This window comes from Actinomadura sp. NTSP31 (assembly GCF_041951385.1).
GTDB lineage: Bacteria > Actinomycetota > Actinomycetes > Streptosporangiales > Streptosporangiaceae > Spirillospora > Spirillospora napierensis.
Genome location: NZ_JBGNUT010000005.1, coordinates 56,403 through 68,995 on the forward strand (window position 1 = coordinate 56,403; position 12,593 = coordinate 68,995).

The 12,593-nt window shown below is 72.9% G+C and carries 11 protein-coding genes; 4 read left to right on the forward strand and 7 right to left on the reverse strand.

What is annotated here, in order from left to right:
* Positions 1–22: 22 nt before the first annotated feature.
* From ACA514_RS09940 to ACA514_RS09965, 6 genes are all read right to left on the reverse strand, one after another.
* The gene (locus ACA514_RS09940) at positions 23–949 is read right to left on the reverse strand and encodes an NAD-dependent epimerase/dehydratase family protein (protein ID WP_375040759.1); all 927 of its coding nucleotides are present in this window, start codon (positions 947–949) and stop codon (positions 23–25) included.
* Positions 946–2,475, reverse strand: coding sequence for a class I adenylate-forming enzyme family protein (locus ACA514_RS09945; RefSeq protein WP_375040760.1), 1,530 nt, complete (start codon positions 2,473–2,475; stop codon positions 946–948). Before ACA514_RS09945 ends, ACA514_RS09940 begins: the two co-directional genes overlap by 4 nt.
* Complete coding sequence (locus tag ACA514_RS09950) at positions 2,472–3,635, reverse strand: cytochrome P450 (protein WP_375040761.1); 1,164 nt, start codon at positions 3,633–3,635, stop codon at positions 2,472–2,474. The genes ACA514_RS09945 and ACA514_RS09950 overlap by 4 nt, the downstream gene beginning before the upstream one ends.
* Positions 3,632–4,396 carry a glycosyltransferase family 2 protein gene (locus tag ACA514_RS09955; protein ID WP_375040762.1) on the reverse strand — a complete coding sequence of 255 codons (765 nt, stop codon included), beginning with the start codon at positions 4,394–4,396 and terminating at the stop codon, positions 3,632–3,634. The genes ACA514_RS09950 and ACA514_RS09955 overlap by 4 nt, the downstream gene beginning before the upstream one ends.
* Entirely contained in the window at positions 4,393–5,394 is a 1,002-nt protein-coding gene (locus ACA514_RS09960) for a 3-oxoacyl-ACP synthase III family protein (RefSeq protein WP_375040763.1), read from the reverse strand. Before ACA514_RS09960 ends, ACA514_RS09955 begins: the two co-directional genes overlap by 4 nt.
* Positions 5,395–5,625: 231 nt before the next feature.
* A complete protein-coding gene (locus tag ACA514_RS09965; RefSeq protein WP_375040764.1) occupies positions 5,626–6,072 on the reverse strand; it encodes a hypothetical protein in 447 nt (148 codons plus the stop codon).
* 343 nt (positions 6,073–6,415) lie between these two features.
* Here ACA514_RS09965 and ACA514_RS09970 point away from each other — a divergent pair, with 343 nt between their 5' ends.
* The 3 genes from ACA514_RS09970 (at position 6,416) to ACA514_RS09980 (ending at position 10,703) form a co-directional block, all read left to right on the forward strand.
* Positions 6,416–7,660, forward strand: coding sequence for a cytochrome P450 (locus tag ACA514_RS09970; protein ID WP_375040765.1), 1,245 nt, complete (start codon positions 6,416–6,418; stop codon positions 7,658–7,660).
* A gap of 781 nt (positions 7,661–8,441) precedes the next feature.
* Complete coding sequence (locus ACA514_RS09975) at positions 8,442–9,602, forward strand: steroid 3-ketoacyl-CoA thiolase (RefSeq protein WP_375040766.1); 1,161 nt, start codon at positions 8,442–8,444, stop codon at positions 9,600–9,602.
* 108 nt (positions 9,603–9,710) lie between these two features.
* Positions 9,711–10,703, forward strand: a complete 993-nt coding sequence (locus tag ACA514_RS09980) for an MBL fold metallo-hydrolase (RefSeq protein WP_375040767.1) — start codon at positions 9,711–9,713, stop codon at positions 10,701–10,703.
* 46 nt (positions 10,704–10,749) lie between these two features.
* On the opposite strand, the gene ACA514_RS09985 is transcribed toward ACA514_RS09980, so the two are convergent.
* Positions 10,750–10,992 (reverse strand): hypothetical protein, encoded by a 243-nt coding sequence (locus tag ACA514_RS09985; RefSeq protein WP_375040768.1) that lies wholly within the window; start codon positions 10,990–10,992, stop codon positions 10,750–10,752.
* 333 nt (positions 10,993–11,325) lie between these two features.
* Between ACA514_RS09985 and ACA514_RS09990 the strand changes: the two genes are divergently transcribed.
* A complete protein-coding gene (locus ACA514_RS09990; RefSeq protein WP_375040769.1) occupies positions 11,326–12,591 on the forward strand; it encodes a cytochrome P450 in 1,266 nt (421 codons plus the stop codon).
* Positions 12,592–12,593: the final 2 nt, after the last annotated feature.

Consider the following 12,593-nt stretch of genomic DNA (forward strand, 5'->3'; position numbering starts at 1 on the left):
ATCGTCAACCGCGGGTTGACGATCACCAGGCGGCGGCTCCGGTGAAGGACGTGGCGTGCGGCGCGTAGCCGAGGACCTTCCGGGCGGCGGTGATGTCGAGGGTCCGCTCGACGGCCAGGTGGCTGATCGCGTAGCGGGTCAGGCGCGGCGGTTCGGGGCGGCGGGCCAGCAGGAACGCGCCCTCGGCGACGGCGGCGAGGGGGCGGGCGGCGCCCGCCGGGATGTAGACGGGACGGGCCGCGATGCCGCGTTCGGCGAGGATCTCGCGGAACGCGTCGTCAATGACGATCGGGGCGGCGTCGGCGATGTTGAAGACGCCGGAGCCGACGGGGCCGGTCGCGGCCAGCAGGCAGGCCTGGACGAGGTTGGCGATCGAGGTCAGGCTGATCCGCTGGCGTCCCGTCCCGACGGCGGGCAGGACCGGGCCGCGGACGGCCGACAGGACGCGCGGCAGCAGCGTGGTGTCGCCGGGCCCGTAGACGGCGTGCGGGCGCAGGACGATCGCGTCGCGCCCGAGCACGAGCCGTTCGGCCGCCGCTTTGGAGGCGCCGTAGGCGTTGAGGTAGCGGCCGACGGGCGCCTGGTCCTCGGTGGCCATGACGCTGGGACGGAACGGGTCGTACACGCTGGCGGTGCTGACGTGCACGAACCGCGCCGCGGGGAAGGACGCCAGGGCGTTGCGGGTGCCGGTGAGGTTGGCGGCGAACAGGCCGGCGGGCCGTCCCCAGTCGGTGACGCTGCCCGCGCAGTGGACGACCGCGTCCACGGCGGGCGGGTCCGGGATCGGGCCGCGGGTGAGGTCCCAGGGCCGGTAGGCGGCCCCGGCGAGGTGGCCGGGCGGGACGGCCGGGCGGCGGCCGAACGCGTACGTGGTGACGTCGCGGCAGGTCAGGGCGCGGCAGACCGCGCCGCCGACGAAGCCGGACGCGCCGGTGACCGCGACCTTCACCGCGGCGTTCCCGCACGCCGCGCGACCTGTTCGCGGAGGAGGTCGCGGTCGAGTTTGCGGGTGCGGCCGGAGCGGGGCAGTTCGTCCAGGACGACGATGCGGTCGGGCAGGGCGTCGTGGTCGATGACGCCGGGGAGGTCGCGGCGCAGGCGCGCGGGCAGTCCGGCGGGGCCGGTCACGGCGAGCACGACCTCCTCGTCCCCGGTTTCGGAGTCGGGGACGCCGACGATGGCGGCCTCCTCCACGCCGGGGAGCGCGGCGATCGACGGCTCGTAAAGGCCGGGATAGAGGTTGAACTTTCCTCGGATCAGCATGTCCTTCTTCCGGCCCATCAGGACGAGCCGCCCTTCGTCCAGCCGGGCGAGGTCCCCCGTGGGGAGTTCGTCGAACGGCTCCGCGCCGAGGTAGCCGCGGCAGAGGTTCGGGCCGGAAAGGAGCAGTTCCCCGTCGTCCGCGAGGCATGTTCCGACGCCTGGCAGAGGCGCGCCCAGGAGGTCGCCTTCGGCGCCGGAGGCGGTGTGCGCGAGTTTCTCTTCGGCGGAGGCGATAGCGACGGGCAGTATTTCCGTCATCGCGTAAACGGAGAGGACTTCGGCGGACGTCGCCTTGACCGCGCGCTTCAGGATTCCGGCGGGTGCGGGCGCGGCGCCGAGCAGGACGTACCGGAGCGTCGGCGGCAGTTCCGGGGCGGTGTCGAGGATTTCGGCGAGGTGGACGGGAACGCAGAACGCGTGGGTGGCGGCGCGCTCGCGCATCAGCCGCACGAAATCGGCGGGCCGGCAGAACAGCGGCGGCATCGACCAGCGGGCGCCGGAGATCAGCGTCGGCAGCCCGAGCATCAACTGGTCGGTGTGGACGACGTCGCCCGGCCCCAGCGGCATGCGGTCGCGGAAAAGGCCGAGGGCCGCCGCGAGGGACGCCTGGGAATGGACGACGGCGCGCGGTTCCGCGGTGGTGCCGGACGTGAAGATGACCGCCGCCGGGGCGTCGGGGTCGGTGTCGTCCGGCGGTTCCGGTGCGTCGCCGCGTACCAGGTCGGCGAGCGACAGGGAGCCTCGCGGCACGCCCGGGAGCCGGCGCCCGGCATGGATGTGCCGCATCGGGGGCCCGCCGGGGATCTGCAGTTCGGCGAGGTTCGGAAGCAGGAGCCCGCGTCGCCGGGCATAGGCGCGGACGAGCCCGAGACGGCTGCCGGCATAAAGGATCGATTCGGCGGCGGACCAGCGGGGCCGTGCCAGCCGGAGGCGTGCCGTGAACATTTCCGGTCCGGCCCCGGGATCGGCGAAGACGACGACTCCGCCGGCGGCGACGACGCCGAGCGCGAGGACGAGGGATTCCGGCGACGGGCGGACGGAGAACAGCACTCCGTCGCCGGTGCGGAGCCCTTCGGAGAGGAGCCCGTGCCGGACGGCGAGCACCCGCCGCCGCAGTTCTCCGTAGGTCAGCGGGGAACCGTCCCCGGACACCAGCGCGATTCCGTCCGGTGTCCGCGCGGCCTGGTCGAGCAATTGCCGGACGAGCGTCATGAGACGGCCTCCGAGCGGACGGCCAGGTGGCGGTAGGTGGGAATCAGGACGCCGCGGGCGGCGGCCCGGCTGGTGATCCGCAATGGCGCGGCGTCCAGGACCGTGCGGGCGACCCGCCGGATCTGGGCCATGGCCAATGGGTAGCCGATGCAGAAATGCGGTCCCGCGCCGAACCAGAGGCGCCGGAGTTCCGGCGGGTGCGGGCGGTCCGGATCGAACGGCCCGTGGTCGCGGCAGCAGTTGTGCGTGGCGATGAGGACCCGGTCCCCCGGGCGGATCGCCACGCCGCCGACGACCGCCGGGCGGTGCACGCTCCGCAGCATCACCGGCGTCGGCGTCGTCACCCGCATCGCCTCCTCGATCGCCCGGTCGAGCGGCACGCGGCCGGCGGCGACCCGGCCGAGCGCGCCGGAGTCGGCCAGCAGCGCGATCAGCCGGGGCACGAGGGTGGCGACCGTCTCGGTCCCGGTGAGGAAGAACGCCCCGGCGGCGCCGCGCGCCTCGTCCTCGGACAGGCCGAGCGCCCGCATGCGTCCCATGACCGTCGACTCGTCGCCCGAGGCGTACGCCTTGGCGGCGATGGCGCCCAGCGGGTCGAGGACCGCGCGGGCCCGCTCCACCTGCGCGGGGCCGAGCCGCCGCGTCCGCAGCGACACCATCGACACGACCTGCTCGCCCTGCTCGAACAGGTGCCGCCAGTCCGCCTCCGTGGCCGCGTCCAGGCCGATGACCTCGCTGATCACGGCGCCGGCCATGACGCGCGCGGCGTCGACGAGGTCGACGGTGGCGCCGCGCGCCAGGCGGTCGGCGAGGCGCGCGAGCGGCTCCGCCAGCACGCGGTCGCACAGCGCCCCGGCGTAGGACGGCGTGAACAGGTCGGTGAGGCGGCGGCGGAGCGCGCGGTGCGCGTCGCCTTCCATGTTGAGCAGGACGGACGGCCCGAGCACGGGCGTCCACAGGTCGCCGGGCGAGCCGGGCCCGTCCTTGCGGAACGTGTCGCCGTCCATCAGCACCGCGCGGGCGAGCGGCGCCGCGTTCACCACGACGCCGACGCCCGGCACCCGGACGACCGGCCCGCGCCGGGCGAGCCCGCGCAGCAGCGGATACGCGACGGGATGCGCGGCGAGGTAGAGCCGCCGCTCCCAGTCCGGTGCCCTCATCGGATGTCCACGACCTCGGGCACGTAGCGGTGGTCGGCGTACCAGCCGAGCGTCTTGACCAGCCCGAACGCCCGCAGCCGCCGCACCGACCCGTACACGGCGACGTCGCTGCGCAGGCCGTAGGCGTCGGTCAGGTAGCGGACGCGGTTGACCAGGGCGCGGTCCTCGTGGAGTTCCTCGATGCGGGTGCGCGGGAAGCCGCCCGCCCGCTTGTACAGGTCGGCGGTGATGGCGACGTTGCAGCCCGGCATCATCACGTAGGGGCCGAGGTAGAGCGGGTCCTGGTTGCCGGGGCGGAACCGGCCGAACACCGCCGCGACCTCGATCACCGCGGGCAGCAGGCGCCGCTCCCAGAACCTCAGCGGGAACTCGTCGGTGCGGGGACGCAGCGGCCCGGACACCATCTCCAGCCCGTCCGCGAACGCCCGCTTGACCGCCGCGATCCAGCCGCGGTCCGGCAGGCAGTCGGCGTCGGTGCGGGCGATGTGCGTGGCGCCGGCGCCGATCGCGTGCCGGAAGCCGGTGTCGGCGGCGGCGCCCGTCCCCTTCTCCGGTTCCGGGACGATCCGGACGTCCATCCCGGGGTGCTCCTCCGCGAACGTCCGGACGGCCTTCGCGGTCCCGTCCCGGCTGCCGTTGTCGACGACGACGAGCGTGAAGCCGGTGTCGGTCTGCGCGGCGAGCCGGCGCAGCGTCGCGCCGATCGAGCGTTCCTCGTCGTAGGCGGGGACGACGACCCACAGGTCCATGATCACGGTCACAGCTCCGCGAACATGACGCCGAGGCTGACGCCGCCGGCGAGCCCGACCAGTGCGACGCGGTCGCCGGGACCGCACCGTCCCGCCGCGATGGCGGTGGCGAGCTGGAGCGGCAGGCTGGCGGAGGCGACGTTGCCGTGCTCGGGCAGCGTGACGACGAGCCGGTCCGGCGGGATGCCGAGCGCCGCCCGCAGCACCTCCAGGTACGGCAGCGTCACCTGGTGGACGGCGACGACCGCGAAGTCGTCCCAGGTGAGCCCGGTCTTCTCCAGGGCGGTGGTGAAGATCTCCGGCCCGGCCGCCAGGAACGCGTCCTTGAGCCGCCGCCCGTCGCCCTTGAAGTAGGTGTACTCGGGGTCGCGCGGGTGCATCGACCCGCCGGCGGGCAGCGTGCCGATCTCCCAGGCGCTGGAGACGGCGGCGAAGTCGCGGTAGAAGATGCCGCCGTCCGGGGACGCCTCGACCAGCATGGCCGCGCCGCCGTCGGAGAGGGTGTAGCCGGCGAACGCGTCGACGAACTGCGCGCGGTCGCGCACCGTCCAGCGGATCGCGCGGGACGGGGTCTCCCCCGTGCACACCAGCACCCGCTCGTGCTGGCCGGTGCGGATCAGCGCGTCCGCCGCCTGGAGTCCGTTGAGGAAGCTGTTGCAGGCGTTCTTGACGTCGAAGACCGGGCAGGACGCGCCGAGCTTCGCCGCGACGATGTGCGCGGTCGCGGGCTCGATCAGGTCCTGCGAGGCCGACCCGAAGACCAGCAGGTCGACGGCGTCCGCGCCGGTCCCGCGCTGGGCGAGCACCCGGCGGGCGGCGGCGACGGCCAGGTCGGACGCCTGCTCCGCGGCGTCCATCACGTGCCGCGCCCGGATCCCGGTCATCCGCTCGACGATCGTGGGGTGCGGCCGGTAGCCGGGGCTCTCGGCGGCGACGCGCGCCTCGACCTCGGCGCTGGTGACGACGCGCGGCGGCAGGTGCGCGGCGACTGCGGTGATACGGGCTCTCATGGGCCGGTCCCCCGGTTCTCGTCCTGTGTGGAAGGCCAGGTTCGCGGGCCGCGGCCGCGTCCGGACAGGGAGACCCTACGGAAGACGGACCAGGCGTTCTAGCCCGATTTGCGGTGAGTACTGATACTCATCCGAAATGAGTACTTTGCCGGACGTGCCGGTTCCGGCCACGGGCCGCCGCGCCACCCGGCGCCCGCGCCCCGGGGAACGGGAACGGGAACGGGAACGGCGTCAGCCGGCGGGGACGGGAACGACCGGGTCCAGGGGGACGGCGACGCGCGGGATCTCCGTCGTGGGCGGCACCGAGGGCTGGGCCGAGGACGGCGGGGCCGACGGCGGCGGCGAGTTCATGATGATGGGCCCGACCGGGCGCTCGTCGTCGCCCCTGCGCGATCCCGACTGCCACCACCAGAGCGCGACCGAGATGGCCAGCAGCACGAGCACCCCGCCGATGACCTGGATGACGGCCCGCCGATGACTCGGCTCGCGGTACCCGCGGGGCGCCCGCCAGGCCCGGGCACCGAACCGGCCGCCGGGCCTGCCGCGCAGGCGCCGGGCGGCGCGCCATCGCCTGGTGCGGCGCGGCGGCTGGGCGCGCTCGCGCGCGGACGGTTCGGTGAACGCGGCGTTCCTGACGAACTCCTCGTCGAACAGGGGTTCGTCGAAATCTGCGGGCATGGACGTCTCCGGCGCGGGGGGACTGCAAGGCCCAGGCTAGTGGACGGCCGCGTCCGCTGAACCTCCGGATCCGCCCGCGAAACGAGAACGCGTTCCAGTTACCGGCCGCCGCCGGAGTGAGCAAGGTCACCGCCCCATCCTCTTGAGGTCGACACGTCCGCCATGACAGAGCCATGCCCGGCCGATTCCGCCTGTTGAAAAGGGGAGGCGACCTCCATCGACCAACCAAGCGCTTGTGTAAGACTCATGGTTAGACTTGAGTCTCATTTGCTCTTGTCCCGCCGCTGGAACGGGTTCTACGGTGAGCACGACGTTCCGCGTCGCGCATCGGGAGGAGCCGCGCATGACCGCCACCGCACCGGAGACCGCCGTCCCCGCCGGGTTCGACTTCTGCAGCCCGGACCTGATGGCCGAGCGGGTGCCCCTCGCCGAGTTCGCCGCGCTGCGCCGCACGGCGCGCCCCTGGTGGAACGCCCAGCCGCGCGGCCGCACCGGCTTCGACGACGACGGCTTCTGGGTGATCAGCAGGCACGCGCACGTCAAGGAGATCTCGCGCGACGCCGAGCTGTTCTCCGCGAACGCCAACGGCGCGGTCATCCGGTTCAACGAGACGTTCGGGCGCGACGAGCTGGACCTGCAGCGCGAGAACCTGCTGCTGCACATGGACGCGCCGCAGCACGCCAAGCTGCGCCAGATCGTCTCGCGCGGGTTCACGCCCCGGGTCGTCAAGGGCCTGCACGACAAGCTGCGCGAACGCGCGGAGCGGATCGTCGCCGAGGCGTTGCGCAAGGGCGGTGAGGGCGACTTCGTCACGGAGGTCGCCGCGGAGCTGCCGCTGCAGGCGATCGCCGAGCTGATGGGCGTGCCGCAGGAGGACCGCCGCAGGCTGTTCGACTGGTCGAACCAGATGCTCGCCTACGACGACCCCGAGTACGACGCGGACCCGGCCTGCGCCGCCGCCGAGATCATCGGCTACTCGATGAACCTGGCCGAGCAGCGCCGCGGCTGCCCCGCGCACGACATCGTGACCAAGCTCGTCCAGGCGGACGTGGACGGCCGCGGCCTCAGCGACGACGAGTTCGGCTACTTCATGATCCTGCTCTCCGTCGCCGGCAACGAGACGACCCGCAACGCGATCACCCACGGCATGATCGCGTTCATGGACGCCCCGGAGCAGTGGGAGCTGTTCAAGGCCGAGCGCCCGGAGACCGCGGCGGACGAGATCGTCCGGTGGGCGACGCCGGTGACGGCGTTCCAGCGCACCGCCGTCCGCGACACCGAGCTCGGCGGCGTGGAGATCCGGGCGGGCGACCGGGTGGCGATGTACTACTCGTCCGCCAACTTCGACGAGGACGTCTTCGCCGACCCCGGGACGTTCGACATCACCCGCTCCCCCAACCCGCACCTCGGGTTCGGCGGCACGGGCGCGCACTACTGCATCGGCGCGAACCTGGCCCGGCTGGAGATCGGCCTGATGTTCGACGCCATCGCCGACCACATGCCGCACATCGCCCGGATCGGCGAGCCCCGCCGGCTCCGCTCCGCCTGGCTGAACGGCATCAAGGAGCTCCCCGTCCGGTACGCCTGACCCGCCGTTCGGGTCGGCCGGGTCAGCGGCGGCGGAGCCGGAGGCGCGGGCGGCGGCCGGCGCGCTGCCGCTGCTCGCCGAGACCGTCGAGGGCGCCGCCGTGTTCGGCATCTCCACCTGCCTTGTGATCGGCGGGCCGGGCAACGGCCCGGGGACCCGCCCGAACGGGACGAGCGTTCTCCGGGATCGCCGCGCGCCGCCTTCACCAAACGCCGCATTCGCCGTTCGCGGCCACCCGGGACGCGAATTGCCGGCGGCCTGACGTAGTCAGCCGCCACCGCGATCACTGGGAAAGGAAATAGCAGTGCCACGCGCCCGGCAAGAGGGCGTCACCCGTGCGCACTTCCTCGCGAGCAACATGCGGCTGACCAGCGGGGACAGGCATCGCATGCCGAGTGATAAAGATCCTGGAATACGAATCGACCCCGATCTCGAAGGGCCGTCAATGCGCCGCGGATTTGAAAAGGTGGCCGCGGCGGCAGGCGTTCATCGCCGGCCGGCGGATCGATTCGATCGCGCGCGGCGGCTTACCCTCGGGCCTCAGTGCGGGTATCGAGCGCACCGGTTTCACGCCACCGGGAGACGCCGTACCGGTACACGCGAAGAGGGACTCGGTGCCGTCGCCTTGCCGAAGCCGCCCGGGCCCCTCTTCGCCCATCCGCGCCGCCTCCCCCGGCCGGCGGGGGCCGCTGCGGGTGATCCCGATGGGCGGGACGGGACTTCCGGGTGAAAGTAGAACTGGTTACAGTCGAAGGCGAATCCCGTTCTAGAAGGAGACCGCATGGGTACCCCGGTGATCGTCGAGGCGGTGCGCACGCCGCTCGGGAAGCGCAACGGCTGGCTGGCGGGACTGAAGCCGATGGCCGTCCTGTCGCACACGCTGATCGCCGCCGTCGAGCGCGCCGGCATCGACGCCGCCCAGGTGGAGCAGGTCTTCGCGGGCTGCGTGACGCAGGCCGGCGAGCAGGGCTCGCACATCGGCCGCTACGCCTGGCTCTACGCCGGGCTGCCCTGGCAGACCGGGGTCACCACGATCGACGCGCAGTGCGGGTCGGCGCAGCAGGCCGTCCACCTGGCCGCCTCGCAGGTCGCCGCCGGCGTCGTGGACGTCGCGATCGGCTGCGGCGTCGAGGTGATGAGCCGCGCGCCCCTCGGCACCAACGTGCTGCCGCACAACCCGCGCCCGGACGACTGGTCGCTGGACATGCCGAACCAGTTCGAGGCGGCCGAGCGGATCGCGCAGCGGCGCGGCCTCACCCGCGCCGACCTGGACGCGTTCGGCGCGCGGTCGCAGCAGCTGGCCGCCAAGGCGTGGGCGGACGGCCGGTTCGAGCGGGAGATCGTCCCGATCGAGGCGCCGGTGCTGGACGCCGACGGCGAGCCGACCGGCGAGACCCGCACCGTCACCCGGGACCAGGGCCTGCGCGAGACGACCGCCGAGGGCCTGGCCAAGCTCCGGCCCGTCCTCGGCGAGGGGACGCTGCACACCGCCGGGACCTCGTCGCAGATCTCCGACGGCGCCGCCGCGGTGGTCGTCATGTCCGAGGAGAAGGCGTTCGAGCTGGGGCTGCGCCCGCGCGCCCGGATCAGGGCGCAGGCGCTGGTGGGCGGCGAGCCGTACTACCACCTGGACGGGCCGGTCCAGTCGACCGAGCGGGTGCTCAAGCGGGCCGGGATGACGATGGGCGACATCGACATCTGCGAGGTCAACGAGGCGTTCGCCTCGGTGGCGCTGTCCTGGGCGTCGGTGCACGAGCCGGACATGGACACCGTCAACGTCAACGGCGGCGCGATCGCGATCGGCCACCCGGTCGGCGCCACGGGCGCCCGGCTGATCACCACGGCGCTGCACGAGCTGGAGCGCCGGGACGCGCAGACGGCCCTGATCACGATGTGCTGCGGCGGCGCGCTGTCCACCGCCAGCATCATCGAGCGCATCTGACGAGGGCGCGCCCGACAGGGGGACCCCGGATGCGGAGCGCCGTTCCGCACTCCGTTAGGGTCCCCCCGAACCGACTCGCCCGACCGATTGGGCGCGAAAGGCGGTCCCGTGGAGCCGGTACCCGAAGATCTCGGCGGGGGGCTGTGGAGCGTTCCCGTCCCCATTCCGGGCAACCCGCTGGCCTACACGCTGGTGTACGCGGTGGAGAGCCCGCAGGGCCCCGTCCTCATCGACGCGGGCTGGGAGCACGAGGACGCCTGGACGGCCCTGCGCGACGGGCTCGGCACCTTCGGCATCGACGTCGCCGACGTGCGCGGGGTCGTCGTCACGCACTTCCACCCCGACCACGCGGGGCTCGCCGGGCGGGTCCGCGAGGCGTCCGGCGGGTGGATCGCGATGCACCGGGCGGACACCGAGATCGTCCGGCTGTTCCACACGAGCCTCGGGCACGAGGAGCGCCGCTCGTTCGAGCTGACCTCGATGCGCCGCGCCGGGGCCGGCGAGTCCGAGCTGGCGGGCGGGATGGAGCAGCCGCGGGTGGACCCGCCGGCCATCCCCGACCGCGAGCTGGACGACGGCGAGCTGGTCGACGTCCCGGGCCGCAGGCTGCGGGTCGTCTGGACGCCCGGGCACTCCCCCGGCCACATCTGCCTGCACCTGGAGGACGGCGACCGGATGTTCACCGGCGACCACGTCCTGCCGCGCATCACCCCGCACATCGGCCTCTACCCCTACGACACCCCGGACGTGGACCCGCTGTCGGACTTCCTCGGCTCGCTGGACAAGATCTCGGCGATGTCCGCGGACGAGGTGCTGCCCGCGCACCAGTACCGGTTCAACGGCCTGTCCGGCCGGGCACAGGAGATCATCGGCCACCACGAGGAGCGGCTCGCGGAGGTGACGGCACTGCTGTCGTCGCGTCCGGTGACGCTCTGGGACGTCACCGCGGCGCTCACCTGGCGGCACCCGTGGGAGCGGATGCCGCTCGGCGCCCGCCGCATGGCCGCCGGCGAGGCGGCGGCGCACCTGCGGACGCTGGAGAACCGCGGCGTCGTCCGCCGCGACGGCGCCGACGACCCCCTCCGCTACGTCCTGAGCTAGCGAGAGGGCCGGTCGGGAGCCCGGGCCGGTCAGAAACGCAGGCCGGTCAGGAGTGCAGGCTGATGCGGCGGCTCTCCAGCCACCGCTGATCGTCCTCGGTCCACATCAGGGCCTCGGGCTCGGCGGCGATGAGCCGCTCGAGCTCCGCCGTCGTGAGCGCGGCCGGCCCGGTCCACGCCTGCGGGCGCGGCATCGCCGCCCGCCGGGCCCGGCGCTTGCGGACCGCCCCTCTGACGAGGTCGACGACGGCGTACACCAGGATCCCGCCGGCCACCAGTGCGAGAAACATCGCGGGACCTCCCATCCCCCGAACGCGGGCGCGTACAAGAGTGACATTCCCGCACATACAGCCCTACACCGTTCGATGCCGGACAACGGCCCGCGTATGGGCGTCGCCGCAGGGTGACGGGACGATGCGATCCGAGTCACTCTGCCGTCTGGACTCTTGATGAGACTCCAGTCTCATGTTAGAACGTGTTCTATATCCGGATGCCAAGCAAGCGTTCGACAACACGATCGTCCCGACCGGCGTCCGACGCCGGTGACCGGCCCCGCGTGGCGCGACACGGAGCCACCGTCCCGTCCTCGAAGTGACCAGCCCGCACCGGCTCGAAGGAAACCCATGGCCACTGAGACCCGTACCGCTCCCACCCCGGCCTTCGTCGCCCCGGAGATCGACGTCATCGATCCGGGCGTCTACGAGCGCGGCGGCATCCCGCACCGCCAGTTCGCGTGGCTGCGCGACAACGACCCCGTGCACTGGCACGCCGATCCGAACGACGGGGTCGACGGCTTCTGGGCGGTGACCCGGCACGAGGACGTGGTGCGCGCGTCGCGGCGTCCCGACCTGTACTCCTCGCACGAGCGGTCGGCGATGTTCGAGGAGTTCACCGACGAGGACATCGCGCTGTACGGGCAGATGATGCTGTTCCAGGACCCGCCGGACCACACCCGGCTGCGCAGCATGGTCAACAAGGGCTTCACCCCGCGGATGATCGGCAAGCTGCAGGACCACATCCGGGAGATCTGCAACCGGCTGATCGACGAGGCGGCCGAGCTGGGCGAGTGCGACTTCGTCGAGCACTTCGCGGCGCCGCTGCCGCTGTACACGATCTGCGAGCTGCTCGGCGCGCCGCTGGAGGACCGCGAGAAGATCTTCGCGTGGTCCAACAAGCTGGTGGCCTTCAACGACCCCGAGTACATCGGGGACCGCACCGAGTCCCAGCTGTGCGCCGCCGAGTTCGCCGGCTGGGCGGGCGAGCTCGCCGCCGCGCGCGCGTCGACGCCGCGCGACGACATCGTGACCAAGCTGCTCACCCCGGACGCGGACGGCAGCCGGATCAGCGACGAGGAGTTCCAGCTCTTCGTGATCATGCTGTCGATCGCCGGGAACGAGACGACCCGGACCGCGACGGCGGGCGGCATGCAGGCGTTCTTCGAGCGCCCCGAGCAGTGGGAGCGGCTGCGGGCCGACCGGAGCCTGCTGCCCACGGCGGTCGAGGAGATCGTCCGCTGGGTCAGCCCGATCAACCAGTTCCGCCGGACGGCGATGGAAGACGTCGAGATGGGCGGGAAGCTGATCCGCAAGGGCGACAAGGTCGTGCTGTTCTACGGGTCGGCGAACCGGGACGAGCGGGTCTTCGAGAACCCGTTCTCCTTCGACGTCGGCCGCGACCCGAACCCGCACATCGGGTTCGGCGGCGGCGGCCCGCACTTCTGCCTCGGCACCCACCTGGCCCGGATGAACCTGCGGATGATCTTCGACACGATCCTGGACCGGATGCCCGACATCGCACCGGCCGGCGAGCCGCGCCGGCTGCGCTCCAACTTCGTCAACGGGCTGAAGGAGCTGCCCGTGCGCTTCACCCCGTCCCCCCGCCGAGGTTGACG

Bases quoted from the DNA above. Each gene is read 5' to 3' on its own strand.
- ACA514_RS09990 (WP_375040769.1), top strand. From the start codon at position 11,326: ATGGCCACTGAGACCCGTACCGCTCCCACCCCGGCCTTCGTCGCCCCG.
- ACA514_RS09970 (WP_375040765.1), top strand. From the start codon at position 6,416: ATGACCGCCACCGCACCGGAGACCGCCGTCCCCGCCGGGTTCGACTTC.
- ACA514_RS09965 (WP_375040764.1), bottom strand. From the start codon at position 6,072: ATGCCCGCAGATTTCGACGAACCCCTGTTCGACGAGGAGTTCGTCAGG.
- ACA514_RS09950 (WP_375040761.1), bottom strand. From the start codon at position 3,635: ATGAGGGCACCGGACTGGGAGCGGCGGCTCTACCTCGCCGCGCATCCC.
- ACA514_RS09985 (WP_375040768.1), bottom strand. From the start codon at position 10,992: ATGTTTCTCGCACTGGTGGCCGGCGGGATCCTGGTGTACGCCGTCGTC.
- ACA514_RS09975 (WP_375040766.1), top strand. From the start codon at position 8,442: ATGGGTACCCCGGTGATCGTCGAGGCGGTGCGCACGCCGCTCGGGAAG.
- ACA514_RS09960 (WP_375040763.1), bottom strand. From the start codon at position 5,394: ATGAGAGCCCGTATCACCGCAGTCGCCGCGCACCTGCCGCCGCGCGTC.
- ACA514_RS09945 (WP_375040760.1), bottom strand. From the start codon at position 2,475: ATGACGCTCGTCCGGCAATTGCTCGACCAGGCCGCGCGGACACCGGAC.